Here is a 19,015-nt window from a genome sequence, read left to right on the forward strand (position 1 = left end):
GGCGCCCTCCTCTCGTACGCGGCAGCGGGACGCGTATGCGTCTCATCCCTTCACCGCCCCGGCGCTGAAGCCCGTGATCAGCCACTTCTGGATGAAGGCGAAGACGATCACGACGGGCACGGCCGCGATGATGCCGCCTGCGGCGAGTGCGCCGAGGTCGACGCTGTCGGCGCTCATCAGGCTGTTGAGGCCGACGGGGATCGTCTGCTTCTCCTGGTTGCTGAGGAACATCAGCGCGAACAGGAAGTGGTTCCAGGAGTGCACGAAGGCGAAGGAGCCCACCGCGATCAGCCCGGGCCGCAGCAGGGGCAGGACGACGACCCGGAAACCGGTGAAGCGGTTGCAGCCGTCCACCCAGGCGGCCTCTTCGAGGGAGTACGGCACGTTCCGGATGAAGCCGCTGATCAGGATCATCGACAGCGGCAGCTGGAAGACCGTCTCGGCGATGATGACGCTGCCCAGCGAGTTGATCATCTGGAGCTCGGCGAAGATCTGGAACAGCGGCACCAGCAGCAGCGCGCCCGGCACGAACTGCGAGCAGAGCAGCGCCAGCATGAAGGCACGCTTGATCTTGAAGTCGAAGCGGGCGAGGGCGTAGCCGCCGGCCAGTGCGACGAGCGTGGTCATGAGGAGCGTGGCGATGCCGACGTACACGCTGTTCTCGAAGTACGTGCCGAAGCTGCGGTCGTTCCAGACCTTGTCGAAGTGCTCGAACGTCATCGGCCAGGGCACGAGCGAGGTCGAGCCGGTCGGCCTCAGGGCGAAGAGCAGGATCCAGTAGAAGGGGATGAGCGTGAAGAGCAGGTAGATGCCGAGCGGGAGATAGATCTGCCAGCGCGGCGCCTCGTCCCATGCGCGCCTGGTCTTGTTCGGGCGCTGCGGCGGTTCGTCGGCCACCGGCGCGGGCACGGCCGGAACAACGGTGTCGATGTCCTTGGTGATCACTTGTCCCCACCCACTCCGAACTTGCTCAGCCGCAGATAGACCATCGAACAGAAGAGCAGGATCACGAACGCGACGGTGGTCAGGGCCGAGGCGTAGCCGAAGTTGTGTGCGTCGACACTGGTGTTGGCGATGTAGAGCGGGAGTGTCGTCGTTTCTCCCGCGGGTCCGCCGCCGGTCAGTGTGTAGAGCAGGTCGACGTTGTTGAACTCCCAGACCGCGCGCAGCAGTGTGGAGAGGATGATCGCGTCCTTGAGGTGGGGCAGTGTGATGTGCACGAACTGCTTGAAGCGGCTGGCGCCGTCGACCTCGGCGGCCTCGTAGAGGTCCTTCGACACGGACTGGAGGTCGGCGAGGATGAGGATCGCGAAGAAGGGCACGCCTCGCCAGAGGTCGGCGACCACCGTCGCAGGGAAGACCGTCGAGGTGTCGGACAGCCAGCTCGTGCCGTACTCCCCGATGCCCATGTCGGCGAGGTAACGGGTGATGCCCGTCTGGGAGTTGTAGAGCAGTACCCAGATCGCGGAGGTGAGCACGCCGGAGACGGCCCAGGGCGAGAAGACCATGGCGCGGCCGAGCGAGCGGCCCACGAAGGTCTGGTTGACGATCAGTGCGAGCGCCAGGCCGAACAGCAGCTGGAGTCCGACCTCGACGACGACCCACTTCGCGCTGAAGACCAGCGTGTCCCAGAACATCGGGTCCTCGGTGAAGAGGTGCACGAAGTTGTCGAAGCCCGCGAAGCCGTTCCGCCACGGTTTGGTGGGGTTGAAGTCCTGGAGGCTGTAGTAGAAGACGCTGAGCACCGGGTAGGCGATGAAGCCCAGCATCAGCAGTCCCGCCGGGGCGATCAGCAGATACGGGAGCCTGCGAGGCGTCGCCGAGCCACGGCGCCGCCGGGGTGGCGCGGGCTGCTTCGCCACGGCTGCGGCTTGGGCCATGACTGTTCTCCGTTCTCGGGTGTGCGGGTCGAGCCGGTGGTACGGGCGCCCGGCCTGAGGGCAAGCGCTTTCACGTACGGTGTGCGTGAGCCCGGGCCGCGAGGTGCGCGGCTCCGGGGTGGTTCAGGAGGTACGGGTCAACCCGCGTACGGGTCGGCCACCTTGCCCGGCCGGGCCAGGAAGGCGAAGTCGCAGCCGGTGTCGGCCTGCGTGATCTGTTCGTTGTAGAGCGCGCCGTAGCCGCGCTCGTAGCGCTCGGGCGGCGCGGTCCACTGCGCCCGGCGCCGCTCCAGTTCCTCGTCGTCCACGTTGAGTCGCAGCGTGCGTGAGGCGACGTCGAGGGTGATGGAGTCCCCGGTGCGGACCAGGGCGAGCGGCCCGCCGATGTACGACTCGGGTGCCACGTGCAGCACGCACGCGCCGTAACTCGTGCCGCTCATCCGGGCGTCGGAGATCCGCACCATGTCCCGGACGCCCTGCTTCAGCAGGTGGTCGGGGATCGGCAGCATCCCGTACTCGGGCATGCCCGGGCCGCCCTTGGGGCCGGCGTTGCGCAGCACCAGCACGGTGTCGGCGGTGATGCCCAACTCCGGGTCGTTGATGGTGCGTTGCATGGTCCTGTAGTCGTCGAAGACGACTGCCGAACCGGTGTGCTTGAGCAGGTGGGGCTCGGCGGAGATGTGCTTGATGACCGCGCCGTCGGGGCAGAGGTTGCCGCGCAGGACGGCGACGCCTCCCTCGGCGGCGACGGGGTTCTCCCGGGTGCGGATGACGTCGTCGTTGTGCACCTGCGCGGAGGCGAGCTGTTCGCGCATGCTGTCGTGCGAGACGGTCGGCCGGTCCAGGTGCAGCAGGTCGGTGATCCGCGACAGGAACCCGGGCAGTCCGCCGGCGAAGTGGAAGTCCTCCATGAGGTACGTCCGGCCGCCGGGCCGCACGTTCGCGAGGACGGGCACCGTGCGGGCGATCCGGTCGAAGTCGTCGAGGGTGAGCCGGGCTCCGGCTCGTCCGGCCATCGCGATCAGGTGGATGACGGCGTTGGTGGAGCCGCCGAGTCCGAGGACGGTCGTCACGGCGTCCTCGAACGCCTCCTGGGTGAGGATGGCGGACAACCTGCGGTCCTGGCGGACGAGTTCGACGATCCTGAGCCCCGAGGCAGCGGCCATCCGGTCGTGCCCGGAGTCGACGGCCGGGATGCTGGAGGCGCCCGGCACGGTGACCCCGAGAGCCTCGGCCGCCGCGGTGAGCGTGGACGCCGTACCCATGGTCATGCAGTGCCCGGGCGAGCGCGCGAGACCGCTCTCCAGTTCGGTCATCTCGCAGTCGCCGATGAGTCCGGCGCGCTTGTCGTCCCAGTACTTCCACATGTCGGTGCCCGAGCCGAGGATCTCGTTGCGCCAGTGGCCGGGCAGCATGGGTCCGGCGGGCACGAACACGGTCGGCAGGTCGACGGTCGCGGCGCCCATGAGCAGCGCGGGTGTGGACTTGTCGCAGCCGCCCATGAGGACGGCCCCGTCCACGGGGTACGACCGCAGCAGTTCCTCGGTCTCCATCGCGAGCATGTTGCGGTAGAGCATCGGGGTCGGCTTCTGGAAGGTCTCGCTGAGCGTCGACACCGGGAACTCCAGCGGGAATCCGCCGGCCTGCCACACGCCCCGCTTGACCGCCTGGGCACGGTCCCGCAGGTGTACGTGACAGGGGTTGATGTCGGACCAGGTGTTGAGGATCGCGATGACCGGCTTGCCGAGGTGCTCCTCGGGCAGGTAGCCGAGCTGGCGGGTGCGGGCGCGGTGGCTGAAGGAGCGCAGGCCCTCGGTTCCGTACCACTGGTGGCTGCGCAACTGCCTCGGGGCGTCCGGGGTCAGGTTCTCGTCGGCCGTTGCCGGACCGGCGTCGCCGGCGTCGGTCATATGGACCACCCCGCTGCGATGGCGGCGACCTCGGCGCGTTCGGGCTCGGGGAGCTGCTTGCTCGGTGCGCGGACCTCGCGGCGGCACAGGCCGAGCGAGGCCAGGGCCTCCTTCACGACCGTCACGTTGTTGGCGGAGCCGTTGGCCGCGCGCAGTTCCTCGAAGCGGCGGATCTGCTCCCAGACCTTCATGGCGCCCGCGTAGTCCCCGGCCCGGAGTGCCTCGATCATGTTCAGCGAGACGGCCGGGGCCACGTTCACGAGTCCCGAGGTGAATCCCGTCGCTCCCGCCGAGAAGTACGAGGGGGCGTAGGGCTCCGCGAGACCGGCCACCCACACGAAGCGTTCGAGTCCGGCGTCCCGCGCGAAGGCGGCGAACCGGGCCGCGTCCGGCACGGCGTACTTCACGCCGATGACGTTCGGACAGGCGTCGGCCAGCTCGGCGAGCCGGGTGCCGGCGAGCACCGGGTTGCGGATGTACGGCACGACGCCCAGCTCGGGTACGGCCTCCGCGATGGCCCGGTGGTAGTCGACCCAGCCGCCCTCGGAGACGTACGGGTGCACGGGCTGATGGACCATCACCATCTGTGCCCCGTGGTCACGGGCGTGGCGCGCGGAGGCGACGGCGGTCGGCACGTCGTGCCCCACCCCGACCAGGACGACCGCCCTCTCCCGGGCCTCCTCGATGGTCAACTCCGTGACGACGCGCCGCTCTTCGGGAGACAGCGCGTAGAACTCGCCGGTGTTGCCGTTCGGCGTGAGGATGCGTACGCCGCCGTCGAGGATCCGGCGCAGCAGGACGCGGTGGACGTCCAGGTCGATGGAGCCGTCCTCGGCGAACGGGGTCACGGGGATCGCCACCACGTCGGCGAGGGCGGCCCGCTGGGCCTCGAACGTGGGCGTGGTCGCGGTCATTCCTGCTCATCCTTTCCCTGGACCTCGGGGAAGGCCCGTTGCACGAACGAGGCGATGTGCGAGTGCAGAGCGCGCGCCGCGCCGTCCGAGTCGCCTTCGAGGGCGAGCCGCAGGATCTCCCGGTGCTCGGCCGCCTCGCGTTCCCAGGAGGGGTCGGCGGCCCAGGCGACCGCGGAGACCAGGGCGGCCTGGTCGCGGACCTCGTCGAGCATCCGGCCGAGCAGCGGGTTGCCGCAGCGGACGTAGAGGGAGCGGTGGAACTCGCGGTTGGCGAGGGAGCGTTGGGCGGTGTCGGTGGCGGAGTCGGCGCGTTCGAGCGCCTCGCGCGCCGTGTCGAGGGAGGAGCCGCGCCGGACGGACCGTCGTAGTGCCTCCGGCTCCAGCAGCAACCGTACGTCGTACACCTCGCGCGCCATGTCCGCGTCCACCATGCGCACCGTGACGCCCTTGTACTGGTTCATCACGACGAGCCCGGTGCCGGCCAGGGTCTTGAGCGCCTCGCGCACCGGGGTCTTGGACACCCCGAACTGTGCGGCGAGCTCGGTCTCGACCAGGGCCTGCCCTGGGGTCAACTGCCCGGTGAGGATGCGGTGTTTGATCCCTTCCAGCACGAACTGCGTGCGGGAGGGGATCGGCGTGGGCACAGAGGTCATGCGCGCCTCTCGGTGTCACGGAGTCCCCAGGGAGCGGGGGCTCGCGTATCTGATCTCGCGTATCGCGTCTCATATATGACGTACGAAGTACGACGCGATGAAGCTAGGAGCAGCCCTGTGTTTCGTCAATGCTTCTGACAAAAGAAAACGGAAGTCGGGGTCGGGCGACGCCGGGACGGCCGTCGGCTCAGACGGTCCGCACGTCGCCTTCGCGGGCCATGGACGTGCGCCCGTCGCGGAAGACCGTCGCGGCGCGTCCGGTGGCCGCGGCGGGGGTGAGCGTGGGCCCGACATGGGTGACGAGCAGTTCGCCCACGCGTGCGGCCCGGGCGGCCTCGCCGGCGTCCTCGGGGGTCAGGTGGACCTGTTCGCCTTCGCGATGCCGGTCGATGTCCGCCTCACAGAGGAACAGGTCCGCCCCCTGGGCGAGTTCCACGAGCGCGTCGCACGGGCCGCTGTCCCCCGAGTACGCGAACACCCGTCCCCCGCACTCGGCCCGCAGCCCGTACGCCTCGGTGTCGTGCACGACCGCGCGGGCGGCGAGCAGCAGCCCGCCGAACCGCACCTCGTGCCCGTCCTTCAACTCCCTGACGTCGAAGATCTCGCGCAGGAACCCGTCGTCGGACCGCCCGAAGAACGCCGCCAGCCGTCGGCCGCACCCCGCCGGCGCGTACACGGGGACGGGCGCGGCGGGAGTGAGCCCGCCGTACGCGAGCGCGTAGAACGCCGCCAGGAGATCGGCGCAGTGGTCGGCGTGCAGATGCGAGATCCAGATCGCCGACAGACCCGCCGGATCCGTGTGCCGCTGCAACTCGGCGAAGGTCCCCGGCCCGGCGTCCACCCAGACCTCCGCCCCGCCTCCGCTCAGGAGATAGCCACTGCAGGGGCGCCCGGGCCGGGGATGCGGGGAGGCGGTACCGAGAGTGGTGAGAGTGAAGGCCATGCCGGGAGCGTACGTTTCCGCCGATGCGGGGGCCGGGGACGCGGTGCCCGGGGCCGCCCCGCCACCGCCCGCTCAGCCGGTGGTGGTCCCCCAGCCCGGGTCCCGGCCGCTCAGCCCGATCACCCGGTCGAGGAGGGCCGCCTCGTCCGGTACGGGCACCACCGGGCCGAAGATGCTGTCGCGGTCCGGGTCGTCGGTGGACGCGGCCAGCATCTCGTACGCCACGCGCAGGGCCGCCGCGTCAGGGGTGTACTCCTGACCCGTCGCCCGGGCCAGGTCCCAGCCGTGCACGACGAGTTCGTCGGCCGCGACCACGCCCGCGATCTCGCCCGGCAGGTCCACGCCGCCCGCCCGGGTCTGCCCCGTCCACGCGGCCGGGTCACGCCAGGCCTCGGCCAGCTCCTCGAGCAGCGCGGGCAGTTCGGCGCGCCAGCCGGATGTCACGTCCGGCAGCGGGGAGGAGGTGGGGTCGATGTCCGTCGTGGCCCCGAGGCTCTTGCGCCCGGCGTCCCGGAAGGCCTCGGACAGTCCGGCCAGGTGCCCGAGCAGATGGCGTACCGCGTACTCCGGGCACGGCGTCGCGCCCGCCAGCTGGTCCTCTCGCACCTCCTCGGCGAGTCGCGCCACGATCCGGGCCTGCGGCCCCAGGTCGAGTGTTGCCGGGGTGGTAGCGCCGTCGCCCATGCTGGGCTCCTCTCGTCACGGGGTCTTCGGTGGGTAGACCGCCGGCCGTACGGAAACTCATCGGTCCCGCTCCCACGATCGTGCTCAGGAGTCTGGTCAGGCGTGCGAACCGCCGAGATGCTCGGTGCAGCCGGGACGACCGGTGTCGGGGACCGCGAAGGGGTGCCACGCCATGAAGGCGATCGTTCAGGATGCCTACGGTTCAGCGGACCTCCTCGAACTGCGGGACATCGACCGCCCCGTGCCCCGCGACGACGAGGTGCTCGTCGAGGTGCGCGCGGCCGGCGTCGGCCCCGAGGTGTGGCACCTCATGACGGGCCGGCCCCATGTGGCCCGCGCCGTCCTCGGGCTCCGCAGGCCCAGGAACCCGGTGCGGGGCTGGGACGGCGCCGGACGCGTCGAGGCCGTCGGGGCGAAGGTGACCGACTTCGTCCCGGGCGACGAGGTCTTCGGCAACTGCGAGGGCTCGTTCGCCGAGTACGCGCGCGCCAAGGCCACGAAGCTCGCTCCCAAACCCGCGAACCTCACCTTCGAACAGGCCGCGGCCCTGCCCGTGTCGGGCATGACCGCCCTCCAGGCCCTGAGCGGCAGGGCCCGCCCGCGCGCGGGCCAGAAGGTCCTCGTCATCGGCGCCTCCGGCGGAGTCGGCTGCTACGCCGTCCAGCTCGCCTCGATGTACGGCGCCGAGGTCACCGGCGTCTGCGGCCCCGGCGGGGCCGACTTCGTACGGTCCCAGGGCGCGGCGCACGTCATCGACTACACGCGGGGGGACATCACGGACGGGCCGCACCGCTACGACGTCGTCGTCGACAACGCGGGCCTGCGCCCCCTGCCCGTCCTCCGCCGCGTCCTGACCCCGCGCGGCGCGCTCGTGATCGTCGGCGGCGAGGGTGGGACCGCGTTCTTCGGCGGCATGAGCCGCGGCCTGCGGGCCGTCCTGCTCTCGCCGTTCGTCGGCCACCACCTCGGCAACCTGGTCTCCGTGGCCCGCCGCGAGGACCTCCTGACGCTCAAGGAGCTCGCCGAGAAGGGCGCGGTGACTCCGCCCGTCGACCGTGTCTACCCCCTGGCCGAGGCCGCCGAAGCCGTCCGTCATCTGAAGCAGGGCCACCCCCGGGGCAAGCTCGTCGTCACCGTCACCACCGGGTGAGGTCCGCCGCGCATCGCGGCCCTCGCCGGTCGCCGCGCGGGAACCCTGGCGGCCGGGCGGCGGCCGCCCCCGGCACGTCCACGGGCTAGGGCACCTGCCCGATCCCCGCCCCGGGGCCTTAGCCCCACGATGAACAGCCATGACGACACGACCTGCGCGGACCACACGGACGGCCCGGACGAAGTGGGCGGCGGGGCGCGTGCTGAGGGACCGCAACGCGGGTCTGTACCTGGGCGGGGTCGTCGTCTCAGGATTCGGCACGTCGGCGATGTGGCTGGTGTCCGGGATCTGGGTCAAGGACCTGACCGGCTCGGACGGCCTGGCCGCGCTCTGTGTCTTCGCCCTCTGGGCGCCCACCCTGATCGGCCCCGCCCTCGGCGCCCTCGCTGACCGGACGCGCCGCAGGCCGCTGCTGGTGTGGACGAACCTGGGCCTGGCCGTGCTCCTCCTGTCCCTCCTCGCGGTCGACTCGGCGGGCACCCTGTGGATCCTCTTCGCCGTCCTCCTCCTCTACGGAGCGGCGGGCGTCGTCCATGACGCGGCGGAGTCGGCCCTGGTGGCGCAGGCCGTCGACACAAGGCTCCTCGGTGACTTCAACGGCCTGCGCATGACGGCCAACGAAGGCATGAAGCTGCTCGCGCCGCTCGCCGGGGCGGGGTTGTACGCGGCGTACGGGGGCGCCCGCGTCGCCCTCCTGGACGCGTTCACCTTCGCCCTGGCCGCGGGCCTCTACACGCTCCTGCGCGTCCACGAGCCGAAGCCGCTCACGGCCCCCGCCCCAGCCGGCTGGCGCGCCCGAACGGCCGAAGGCGCACGCTACGTGTGGAGCCACCCGGCCCTGCGCCCGCTCGTCCTCGCGGGCGGCACGACCATGCTCTTCTCGGGCCTCAACGGCGCGTTGGTCTACGCGGTGGCCGAGGGCCTCGGCCACTCGCCCGCGTACGTGGGTGTCCTGTACGTCGCCCAAGGCGTCGGCTCGGTGGCGGTCGGCCTGGCCGCGGGCCCGCTCCTGCGGCGCCTGGGCGAACGCCGGTTCGCGGGGTACGGAATCGCGCTCACGGCCGTGGCGGTGACGGTTCGCTCGCTCCCGTACGACCCGGTGGTCCTCGCCTCGGCCGCGGCGGTCGGCGTCGGGCTCCCCTGCGTGCTGATCGCGGCACTCACCGCTGTCCAGCGCGAAACGCCGGACGCCCTGCTGGGGCGCACGACGGCGACCGCCAACACGCTGCTGTTCGCCCCGACCGCGGTGGGACTCGCACTGGGCGCGGGCCTGGTCGAACTCGTCGACCACCGCGTGTTGTTGGCGGTTCTCGGGATCACACGACTCGTCACGGTCGCGCCCTTGTTGCGGCACCGCGCCCCGGTAGGGGCGCGGGGAACCGCGCGACAGGCCCCCACCGGACCGGCGGATTGACTACCGCGCTCCCAGCCGGGCGAGCGCCTCCGTCACGAGCGACAGGTCCTCGTCGGACGCCAACCCCGCGTGATACAGCCGCACTTCGGTGGCACCCGCCCCGGCCGCCCGGGTCACGTCCTCGACGAGGGTCGCCGGGCTGCCGCCCATCCCGCTCACCACGGGGAAGTTGGCCGCCAGCACGTTCCCCCCGGAGGCGTGCCCGGCGAACGGGGCCAGCGGCTCGGGCCCTGCGGCGCACGGCACGACCACGCCGTCGGCGACCGACAGGATGTGCTCCGGATCCACCCCGGCGTTCGCACCCACGCGGTAGGACTCCGGGTCCGCGTGCAGCAGGATCTGGAAGCCCTCGGGGGCCGCCGCGCGCACGGCGCCGACGACATCCGTCTGGAGCGAGCGGGCGACGGAGTCGCGCCAGGCGCGGGTGGCCGTCGCGAGTTCACCGCCGAGCAGCTTCTCGACGGCCTCCCAGCCCCCGTCGGGGCCCCCGCCGCGCCACACGGGCTCCAGCGAGCGCCGGACCGAGGCCGCCAACTCGTCGGGGTCGAGACCCAGTTGCACGTACCCGTCGCGGCACGAAGGGCAGAAACACAGCGACATCAGGTACGTCCCGGCGTCCCCGAGCGCCACACCCGCCGTCTTGTCGTGGGCGTGGAGGTGCGGGAGCCCGTACCAGCCGAGTGACTCCAGTTCCGTGCCCGCCGCCCCCGGGCGTACCGCCGCCTCCACGGCGAGGTCGGCCAGGTACGCGCGCATGTCGGGCTGCGCGACGCAGGGAGCCCACGGATAGCGGTCCCCGTAGGCGTTGACCACGGAGGTGTCCGGGAACTCCTCGCCCATACGGGAGTTGTGCGCGAGGACCACCCAGGTGTGCACGTCGAGACCGGCCCCGGCGAGCGCCGCGGCGGCCTCCCCGTACGCGTCCCCCGGCGCCCAGTCCCCGGCGGCGTACGGCCGCAGCCGGCGCCCCTGCCAGCGCCCGGCGTCCACCGGGTAGAGCACGGCCGCGTGCAGCGCGGTCACGATGCGACGGCGGGGGTGACGGGGCGTCAGCGCGCGTGTGGAGTGGTACGCGGACGCGAGCGTCGCCTGGCGCACGCCGAGCCCGGCGATGCGCTCTGCCGCCTCGGGGTCGCCGTTGACGTCCCACGGATAGACGAAGGTCGACGCCTTCACATGCCCTCCTCGACCAGCGCGTGGCCCCGCTCGATCAGCTCGGCGAGCCGCTTGACGTGCTCCTCGGCCGGCTCGTGCAGCGGTGGCCGCACCTCGCCCACGTCGAGCCCCCGCAGCCGTACGCCTGCCTTGACCAGCGACACAGCGTACCCACGGCCCAGGGCGCGCAGTTCGACGAGGGGCCGGTAGAAGCCGTCGAGCAGGCGGTTCACGGTGGCGTCGTCGCCCGAGCCGAGGGCCCGGTGGAAGGCGAGCGCGATCTCGGGCGCGAAGCAGAAGACGGCGGACGAGTACAGCGTGATGCCGATGCCGCGGTAGGCGAGGCCGGTGAGCTCGGCGGTCGGCAGCCCGTTGAAGTACAGGAAGTCCCCCGGGACCTCGGTCCGCACGGCGCTCACGATGCGCTGCATCAGGTCGAGGTCGCCGGTCCCGTCCTTGAAGCCGATGATCCCCTCGGTGCGGGCCAGCGAGACGACGGTCTCGGGCGTGAACACGGCGTTGTCCCGCTGGTACACGACGACGTCGAGCGAGGTGGCGGCGGCCAGCTCCGCGTAGTGCCGCAGCAGGCCCTCCTGCCCGGCGACCACGAGGTACGGCGGCATGGCGAGCAGCCCGTCCGCGCCGGCCTCCTCGGCGAGCCGCGCGTACCGCACCGCGAGGGCCGTTCCGTATCCCGCGCCCGCGACGACGGGCACGCGGCCCGCGGTCTCCTCGACGGCCACCCGGACGCACTCCTGGAACTCCTCGGGCGTGAGCGCGTGGAACTCCCCCGTGCCGCAGCAGGCGAAGACGGCGGCGGCCCCGGCTTCGACGCCCCGGCGGACGTGCTCGCGGTAGACGTCCAGGTCGACGGCACCGTCACGGTCGTACGCCGTGACGGGGAAGAACAGCGGCCCGCTCGGGATACTGAGTCGAGCGGCAAGGGGGGCTGACGTCACGGGCTCTCCCTAGAGCAGGCACGCACACGCCACCCGTGCACGTTTCTGATTGGCGTCCATATCTCTGAACACCGCCACGCTAAAGCGCTCTCTTGGGGCCGGTCAAGCGGGCAAACCCGCATTCCCGGAGCAACAGAGGGCCGGAAACGAAGCGGAAGGGGCAGCGGTTCCTCCCGTGTCGCGCGACACTTGACGCGGCCGTGACACATCCCTAGCGTGTCCACAGATGTGAATGCCGTACACGAATACGGCTGCTGATTCAAGGAGACCCGAGGATGCCCGCTCCCCGCACCGTTCTGCTCACCGGCGCCGCCGGCGGCCTCGGCACCCTGATGCGCGGGCTGCTCCCCGCCTACGGTTACGAGCTGCGCCTCCTGGACGTGCTCCCGATCGAGGGCGAGCCGGACGCGATCACCGCGGACCTCGGCGACAAGGAGGCCCTGCGCGAGGCCGTCCGAGGCGTGGACGCCGTCATCCACCTCGCGGGCATCTCCCTGGAGTCCACCTTCGAGAAGATCCTCAAGGCGAACATCCAGGGCACGTACAACCTCTACGAGGCCGCACGCGAGGAAGGCGTCCGGCGGATCGTCTTCGCCTCCTCCAACCACGCGGTCGGCTTCACACCGCGCCCCGAGGGCGAGGCGCCCCACGCACCCGGCGCGCTGATCCCCATCGACACCCCCCGCCGCCCGGACACCTTCTACGGCCTGTCGAAGTCGTTCGGCGAGGACCTGGCGCAGTTCTACTGGGACAAGCACGGCACGGAGACCGTCTCGGTACGCATCGGCTCCTGCTTCCTGGAGCCGACCAGCGTGCGCATGCTGTCGGTCTGGATGAGCCCCGGCGACGGCGCCCGCCTCTTCCACGCCGCCCTGACCGCCGAGGACGTCGGGCACACCGTCGTCTACGGCTCCTCCGCGAACACCCGCCTGTGGTGGGACCTCTCGACCGCCCGCGGACTCGGCTACGAACCCCAGGACGACTCGGAGCAGTACGCCGACAAGCTGATCGCGGAGCAGGGCGAGCTGGACCCGGGGAACCCGGACCACGCCTGCCTCGGCGGGCCCTTCGTGACCAACCCGCCGGTGTGGCCGTACTGACACCGGCGTCGGGCCGCGACCGGCCCCGCCGACACGTCGAACCACTCCACACGACCACCTCACGGGGCGGGCGGGCACCGAACGGGCCCGCCCGTCCCGTCGTTCGGGCATGCCCTCTGCCCGAATTCCGCTCCCCCGCAGGTCCGACGCGGGCAGCGGTCGCGTCGAACGGGCACACACGGGCGCCATCGGAGCCGCAACAGACCTGGTCAGTGACGCGCACCCGCTGTAGAACTTCCCCCATGGGCCCCACCGGGCCCGAACGGGCAGTGGGCGGGTGAGCGGAAGCAGGTGTCGGGCATGAGCGCGGAGGAACGTCAGCGGGAGATCGTGCAGACCGCCCGCCGCACCGGCGCCGTCGACGTGAACGCGCTCGCGGCCGAGCTGGGCGTCGCCAAGGAGACCGTGCGCCGGGATCTGCGCGCCCTGGAGGACCACGGACTGGTCCGCCGTGTCCACGGCGGCGCCTATCCCGTGGAGAGCGCCGGCTTCGAGACCACACTCGCCTTCCGTGCCACCAGCCACGTACCGGAGAAGCGCCGGATCGCGGCCGCGGCGGCCGAGCTGCTCGGGGACGCCGAGACGGTCTTCGTCGACGAGGGCTTCACCCCGCAGCTCATCGCCGAGTCACTGCCCCGGGACCGGCCACTGACCGTGGTCACCGCGTCCCTGGCCACCGCGGGCGCGCTCGCCGAGGCCGACCACACGACGGTGCTGCTGCTCGGCGGCCGGGTCAGGCCCGGCACGCTGGCCACCGTCGACCACTGGACGACGAAGATGCTCGCCGGCTTCGTCATCGACCTGGCGTTCATCGGCGCCAACGGCATCTCCCGCGAACACGGCCTCACCACCCCCGACCCGGCCGTCAGCGAAGTCAAGGCACAGGCGATCCGGGCCGCCCGGCGCACGGTCTTCGCGGGGGTGCACACCAAGTTCGGCGCCGTCAGCTTCTGCCGGTTCGCCGAGATCAGCGCGCTGGAGGCGATCGTCACCAGCACCCTCCTCCCCACCTCCGAGGCCCACCGCTACTCGATGCAGGGCCCTCAGGTCGTCCGGGTCTGAACAAGATCCCGCCACAGAGTCCGCACCTCCGACCGCCCACCCGACCCACTACAGAGGCATCGCACTCCCCCAGGCCATCCGAAATGTACTGATACATCCAGGAGTGATCCATGCGCACCCAGAGCCGACGGAGGCCGCGCGCGCTCGCCGCGGCCGCCGCAGGGACGCTGCTCGCCCCGCTGCTCTCCGGTTGCTGGGCCGGAGCGGGCGGAGCGGGCTCCGGTGGCAACTCCATCAACGTCCTCATGGTCAACAACCCCCAGATGATGGAGCTGCAGAAGCTCACCGCCGCCCACTTCACCAAGGAGACCGGCATCAAGGTGAACTTCACCGTGCTGCCGGAGAACGACGTCCGCGACAAGATCAGCCAGGACTTCGCCAACCAGGCCGGCCAGTACGACGTCGCCACCCTGTCCAACTACGAGATACCGATCTACGCCAGGAACGACTGGCTGCACGAGATGGACTCGTACGTGGCCAAGGACCCGGCGTACGACGAGCAGGACGTCCTCAAGCCGATGCGCCAGTCCCTCACCGGCGAGGACGGCAAGCTCTACGGACAGCCCTTCTACGGCGAGTCGTCCTTCCTGATGTACCGCAAGGACGTGTTCGAGGCGAAGGGCCTCACGATGCCCGAGCGCCCGACCTGGACACAGGTCGCCGCACTCGCCGCCGAGGCCGACGGCGCCGAGTCCGGGATGAAGGGCATCTGCCTGCGCGGCCTGCCCGGCTGGGGCGAGGTGATGGCTCCCCTCACCACCGTGGTGAACACCTTCGGCGGCACCTGGTTCGACAAGGACTGGAAGGCGCGGCTCGACTCCCCCGAGTTCGAGAAGGCGACGAAGTTCTACGTGGACCTCGTCCGCGAGCACGGCGAGTCCGGCGCGGCCCAGGCCGGCTTCGCCGAGTGCCTGAACAACATGACCCAGGGCAAGGTCGCCATGTGGTACGACGCCACGTCCGCGGCCGGATCCCTGGAGTCGGCGAAGTCCCCGGTCAAAGGCAAGATCGGCTATGTACCGGCGCCGATCGAGAAGACGGACTCCTCAGGCTGGCTCTACACCTGGGCCTGGGGCATCCAGGACGCGTCGCGCAACCCCGACAAGGCCTGGAAGTTCGTCTCCTGGGCGTCCGGCAAGGAATACGAGCAGCTGGTGGGCGACAAGGTCGGCTGGTCCGACGTCCCGGCCGGCAAGCGCGCGTCGACGTACACGAACGCCGCCTACCGCAAGGAGGCCGCCGCCTTCCAGGAGATGACCAAGGAGGCCATCGAGGGCGCCCGGCCCACCGACCCGGGGGTGCAGCCGCGGCCCGCGCCCGGCATCCAGTTCGTCGGCATCCCCGAGTTCACCGATCTCGGCACGAAGGTCTCCCAGGAGATCAGCGCGGCCATCGCCGGGCGCCAGTCCGTCGAGTCGGCCCTGAACAAGTCCCAGAAGCTGGCCGAGGAGATCGCCGAGGAGTACGAGGGACGATGACCGCGACAACGACAGCCCCCGTGGCCGCACCATCCGTACGCACGGAGAAGAAGCCCCCCTCCGGCCGCCTGCGCGCCTGGGCGACCCGGGCCCCGCTCCTGCCCGCCCTGATCTTCATGATCGCCGTGACCCAGCTCCCGTTCGTGGCCACGCTGGTGATCTCCTTCTTCGACTGGAACTCCCTCTATCCGGACGCCCGCAGCTTCACGGGCTTCGGCAACTACTCCGAGGTCCTCACCGACGCGGCCCTGCGCAAGTCGGTCTGGACGACCATCCTGCTGACGGCCACCGTCGTCCTCGTCAGCCTCGTCCTGGGCCTCGGCCTCGCCCTCCTCCTCGACCGGAGGTTCCGGGGGCGCGGCCTCGTCCGTACGCTCCTGATCGCGCCCTTCCTGGTGGTCCCCGTGGCGGCGGCCCTGCTCTGGAAGCATGTGCTCTACAACCCCGAATACGGCCTGCTCAATGGGTTGTTGCACTATGTGGGCGGACCACAGCCCGACTGGATCTCCACCACCCCGCTGCTCGCCGTCGAGATGTCCCTCATCTGGCAGTGGACGCCCTTCATGATGCTGATCCTGCTGGCGGGCCTGCAGAGCCGCGACCACCAGCAGATCGAGGCCGCGAAGGTCGACGGCGCGAGCGACTGGCAGGTCTTCCGCTATCTGACCCTCCCCCACCTGCGCCGTTACCTCGAACTGGGCGCCCTGCTGGGCTCGATCTACATCGTGCAGAACTTCGACGCGGTCTTCACCATCACGTCCGGCGGCCTGGGCACCGCGAACCTGCCCTACACCGTCTACCAGAGCTTCTACCAGGCCCACGAGAACGGCCTGGCCTCCGCTGCCGGCGTCCTCGTCGTCATCGGCTCGATCATCATCGCGACCTTCGCCCTGCGCGTGGTCTCGTCCCTGTTCCGCGAGGAGGTGGGCCGCGCATGAGCGCCACCGCTGTACGTGAACGCCCCCGCACCACCGGGTCCGACCGGCCCGGCCCCCGCCGCGTCAAGGGAAGGGGCCTCGGCCTGGTCGCCTGGCTGGCCGGCGTCGTCTTCTTCCTCCCCATCGCGTGGATGGCGCTGACGTCCTTCCACTCCGAGGAGGACGCGGCGACCAACCCACCGTCCATCGGAGCCGCGCTCACACTCGACGGCTACCGCGAGTTCTTCGGCACGGGCGGCGGGGCGAGCCCCTGGCCCGCGCTGATCAATTCCACGGTGGCGTCCCTCGTGTCGACGCTCCTGGTCCTCCTCCTGGCCCTCCCCGCGGCCTACGCGCTCTCCATCCGCCCGGTGAAGAAGTGGACGGACGTCCTGTTCTTCTTCCTCTCCACGAAGATGCTGCCGGTCGTCGCGGGCCTCCTGCCGATCTACCTCTTCGCGAAGAACACGGGAATGCTGGACAACATCTGGCTCCTGGTCATCCTCTACACGTCGATGAACCTGCCGATCGCGGTGTGGATGATGCAGTCCTTCCTCGCCGAGGTGCCGGTCGCCATCATCGAGGCGGCGCAGATCGACGGCGCGAGACTGCCGACGATCCTCGCCCGGGTCGTGGCGCCCGTCGCCCTTCCGGGCATCGCCGCCACCGCCCTCATCTGCTTCATCTTCAGCTGGAACGAACTGCTGTTCGCCCGGGTGCTCACGGGCGTGGTGGCGGAGACGGCCCCCGTCTTCCTCACCGGCTTCATCACCAGCCAGGGCCTGTTCCTGGCGAAGGTGTGCGCCGCCTCGCTCGTCATCTCCCTGCCGGTGCTCGCCGCGGGGTTCGCCGCCCAGGACAAACTGGTCCAGGGCCTGTCGCTGGGAGCCGTGAAATGAAGGCCGCCGTCATCGAGTCCGTGGGAAAGGCCGTCGTCGCCGAGGTCCCGGACCCGACGCCAGGGCCCCGCGAGGTCGTCGTGGAGGTCGCGGCCTGCGGGCTGTGCGGCACGGACCTGCACATCCTCCAGGGCGAGTTCGCGCCCGCGCTGCCGATCGTGCCCGGGCACGAGTTCGCGGGCGAGGTCGTCGGGGTCGGCACGCAGGTCACGGAGCTCTCGGTCGGCGACCGGGTGGCCGTCGACCCCTCCCTCTACTGCTACGAGTGCCGGTACTGCCGTACGGGCCACAACAACCTCTGCGAGCGCTGGGCGGCGATCGGCGTGACCACGGCGGGCGGCGCCGCCCAGTACGCGCTCGCCCCGGTCGCGAACTGCGTGAAGCTCCCCGAGCACATCCGTACGCAGGACGCGGCCCTGGTCGAACCCCTCTCCTGCGCGGTGCGGGGCTACGACGTGCTGAACTCCCGCCTGGGCGCCCACGTGCTGATCTACGGGTCCGGGACCATGGGGCTGATGATGCTGGAGCTCGCCAAGCGGACCGGGGCGGCGAGCGTGGACGTGGTGGACATCAACCCGCAGCGGCTGACCACGGCCGAGCGGCTCGGTGTCTCGGCGACGGCCACCGGTGCCGACGAGCTGGACCGGCCGCAGGGCTGGGACCTGGTGGTCGACGCCACGGGCAACGCGGCGGCGATCCAGGACGGACTCGAGCGGGTCGCGAAGGCCGGCACGTTCCTGCAGTTCGGCGTGGCCGACTACGCGACACGGGTCACCATCGACCCGTACCGCATCTACAACCAGGAGATCACCATCACCGGCTCGATGGCCGTGCTCCACAGCTTCGAGCGGGCGGCGGAGCTGTTCGCGACGGGTGTCCTGGACCCGGACGTCTTCATCAGCGACCGGCTGCCCCTGGACCAGTACCCGCAGGCACTGGAGCAGTTCGCCTCGGGCGTCGGCCGGAAGATCGTGGTGGTCCCGTAGGAGGATCGGCCCCCGCGCCCCGGAAAGGGGCGCGGGGAACCGCCCGACAAGCCACCGGGGGCGAAAACCCTTGGGGCGGCAGGGCCTCGCCCGCCTACCATCCCCCCATGCCCCGCCCACACGGCTTCGCCTACGCCCACCACCCCGACGACACCGTGACGATCACCCACGGAACCCGTCCCGCCACCACCCTCCGTGGTCCGAGGGCCGTCCAGTTCCTCGCGGAAGTGGAGTCCGGCGACCCGCAGCTGGTCATGGCCCGCTGGACGGGCAACTACAAGCGCGGAAACGAACGCACCGCCCGCGACCACCCCCGCAACCGACGCTGACCCAATTGGCCGCTTGGTAAGGGAACGGTAAAGCGGGTCCGCTCGTTCACCCGGCATGACAGCTATGACCCCCGGCTCGAACATCCCTCTCCCCGTCACCCGCGTGACGGTGGACGTCGCCGCCCCGGTGCGGCTCGACGTTTCGGGCCTGCTGCTCACCGCCGACGGCAAGGTGCGCTCCGACGACGACTTCATCTTCTACAACCAGCCGACCGGCCAGGGCGTGACGTACCGCTCCGGCGGCGGCAGCACCCCCGACTCGATCACGGTCGACACGACCGCCGTGCCCCCGGGCATCGAGAAGATCGTCGTCACCGCGAGCCCGGACGCCGCGGGCCAGACGTTCCAGGGCGTCGAACCGACGGCGACCATCCGCAACGCGGACGACGGCTCGGTCCTCGCCTCCTTCACCCCGCCCCAGCTCGGCTCGGAGACGGCCCTGGTGATCGTCGAGGTCTACCTGCGCAACGGCGCGTGGAAGGCCCGAGCGGTCGGCCAGGGGTACGCGAACGGCCTGGCGGGCATCGCCACGGACTTCGGCGTGACCGTCGAGGAACCGGCCGCCCCGGCCCCGGTCGCCCC

At 71.0% G+C, this 19,015-nt stretch carries 19 protein-coding genes; 10 read left to right on the forward strand and 9 right to left on the reverse strand.

Annotated elements, in window-relative coordinates; translation table 11 throughout:
• Positions 1 to 42: 42 nt before the first annotated feature.
• From KUF83_RS07550 to KUF83_RS07580, 7 genes are all read right to left on the reverse strand, one after another.
• Positions 43 to 945 (reverse strand): carbohydrate ABC transporter permease, encoded by a 903-nt coding sequence (locus KUF83_RS07550; protein WP_217453794.1) that lies wholly within the window; start codon positions 943 to 945, stop codon positions 43 to 45.
• Positions 942 to 1,880 carry a carbohydrate ABC transporter permease gene (locus KUF83_RS07555; protein ID WP_217453795.1) on the reverse strand — a complete coding sequence of 313 codons (939 nt, stop codon included), beginning with the start codon at positions 1,878 to 1,880 and terminating at the stop codon, positions 942 to 944. Before KUF83_RS07555 ends, KUF83_RS07550 begins: the two co-directional genes overlap by 4 nt.
• A gap of 137 nt (positions 1,881 to 2,017) precedes the next feature.
• The gene (gene araD, locus KUF83_RS07560; RefSeq protein WP_254643508.1) at positions 2,018 to 3,790 is read right to left on the reverse strand and encodes an L-arabinonate dehydratase; all 1,773 of its coding nucleotides are present in this window, start codon (positions 3,788 to 3,790) and stop codon (positions 2,018 to 2,020) included.
• Positions 3,787 to 4,704, reverse strand: a complete 918-nt coding sequence (locus KUF83_RS07565) for a dihydrodipicolinate synthase family protein (RefSeq protein ID WP_217453796.1) — start codon at positions 4,702 to 4,704, stop codon at positions 3,787 to 3,789. The genes araD and KUF83_RS07565 overlap by 4 nt, the downstream gene beginning before the upstream one ends.
• Entirely contained in the window at positions 4,701 to 5,357 is a 657-nt protein-coding gene (locus KUF83_RS07570; RefSeq protein WP_217453797.1) for a GntR family transcriptional regulator, read from the reverse strand. Before KUF83_RS07570 ends, KUF83_RS07565 begins: the two co-directional genes overlap by 4 nt.
• Before the next feature lie 187 nt (positions 5,358 to 5,544).
• Positions 5,545 to 6,300: an MBL fold metallo-hydrolase gene (locus KUF83_RS07575; RefSeq protein ID WP_217453798.1), complete on the reverse strand. Its 756-nt coding sequence runs from the start codon at positions 6,298 to 6,300 to the stop codon at positions 5,545 to 5,547.
• 72 nt (positions 6,301 to 6,372) lie between these two features.
• Complete coding sequence (locus tag KUF83_RS07580; protein ID WP_217453799.1) at positions 6,373 to 6,984, reverse strand: TIGR03086 family metal-binding protein; 612 nt, start codon at positions 6,982 to 6,984, stop codon at positions 6,373 to 6,375.
• A gap of 172 nt (positions 6,985 to 7,156) precedes the next feature.
• On the opposite strand from KUF83_RS07580, the gene KUF83_RS07585 reads away from it, so the two are divergent.
• Entirely contained in the window at positions 7,157 to 8,134 is a 978-nt protein-coding gene (locus tag KUF83_RS07585; protein WP_217453800.1) for an NAD(P)-dependent alcohol dehydrogenase, read from the forward strand.
• Positions 8,135 to 8,273: 139 nt separating this feature from the next.
• Positions 8,274 to 9,548, forward strand: coding sequence for an MFS transporter (locus KUF83_RS07590; RefSeq protein WP_217453801.1), 1,275 nt, complete (start codon positions 8,274 to 8,276; stop codon positions 9,546 to 9,548).
• On the opposite strand, the gene KUF83_RS07595 is transcribed toward KUF83_RS07590, so the two are convergent.
• Together KUF83_RS07595 and KUF83_RS07600 are read right to left on the reverse strand one after the other, a co-directional pair.
• Positions 9,549 to 10,724: a hypothetical protein gene (locus tag KUF83_RS07595; protein WP_217453802.1), complete on the reverse strand. Its 1,176-nt coding sequence runs from the start codon at positions 10,722 to 10,724 to the stop codon at positions 9,549 to 9,551.
• Positions 10,721 to 11,662 (reverse strand): 5-dehydro-4-deoxyglucarate dehydratase, encoded by a 942-nt coding sequence (locus KUF83_RS07600; protein WP_217453803.1) that lies wholly within the window; start codon positions 11,660 to 11,662, stop codon positions 10,721 to 10,723. Before KUF83_RS07600 ends, KUF83_RS07595 begins: the two co-directional genes overlap by 4 nt.
• Positions 11,663 to 11,937: 275 nt before the next feature.
• Here KUF83_RS07600 and KUF83_RS07605 point away from each other — a divergent pair, with 275 nt between their 5' ends.
• The 8 genes from KUF83_RS07605 to KUF83_RS07640 all read left to right on the forward strand — a co-directional run.
• Complete coding sequence (locus KUF83_RS07605) at positions 11,938 to 12,762, forward strand: NAD(P)-dependent oxidoreductase (RefSeq protein WP_217453804.1); 825 nt, start codon at positions 11,938 to 11,940, stop codon at positions 12,760 to 12,762.
• A gap of 291 nt (positions 12,763 to 13,053) precedes the next feature.
• Positions 13,054 to 13,824 carry a DeoR/GlpR family DNA-binding transcription regulator gene (locus tag KUF83_RS07610; protein WP_217453805.1) on the forward strand — a complete coding sequence of 257 codons (771 nt, stop codon included), beginning with the start codon at positions 13,054 to 13,056 and terminating at the stop codon, positions 13,822 to 13,824.
• Positions 13,825 to 13,934: 110 nt separating this feature from the next.
• A complete protein-coding gene (locus KUF83_RS07615; protein WP_217453806.1) occupies positions 13,935 to 15,302 on the forward strand; it encodes a sugar ABC transporter substrate-binding protein in 1,368 nt (455 codons plus the stop codon).
• Positions 15,299 to 16,240, forward strand: a complete 942-nt coding sequence (locus tag KUF83_RS07620; protein ID WP_217453807.1) for a carbohydrate ABC transporter permease — start codon at positions 15,299 to 15,301, stop codon at positions 16,238 to 16,240. The genes KUF83_RS07615 and KUF83_RS07620 overlap by 4 nt, the downstream gene beginning before the upstream one ends.
• Positions 16,237 to 17,118, forward strand: a complete 882-nt coding sequence (locus tag KUF83_RS07625; RefSeq protein ID WP_217453808.1) for a carbohydrate ABC transporter permease — start codon at positions 16,237 to 16,239, stop codon at positions 17,116 to 17,118. The genes KUF83_RS07620 and KUF83_RS07625 overlap by 4 nt, the downstream gene beginning before the upstream one ends.
• Positions 17,115 to 18,104, forward strand: coding sequence for a zinc-dependent alcohol dehydrogenase family protein (locus tag KUF83_RS07630; protein WP_217453809.1), 990 nt, complete (start codon positions 17,115 to 17,117; stop codon positions 18,102 to 18,104). The genes KUF83_RS07625 and KUF83_RS07630 overlap by 4 nt, the downstream gene beginning before the upstream one ends.
• Positions 18,105 to 18,211: 107 nt before the next feature.
• Entirely contained in the window at positions 18,212 to 18,433 is a 222-nt protein-coding gene (locus tag KUF83_RS07635) for a hypothetical protein (protein ID WP_217453810.1), read from the forward strand.
• Between the two features lie 55 nt (positions 18,434 to 18,488).
• Positions 18,489 to 19,015, forward strand: a 527-nt coding sequence (locus tag KUF83_RS07640; protein ID WP_217453811.1) for a TerD family protein, incomplete at its 3' end; no start/stop codon positions are given.

The organism is Streptomyces sp. BV286, assembly GCF_019090165.1.
GTDB lineage: Bacteria > Actinomycetota > Actinomycetes > Streptomycetales > Streptomycetaceae > Streptomyces.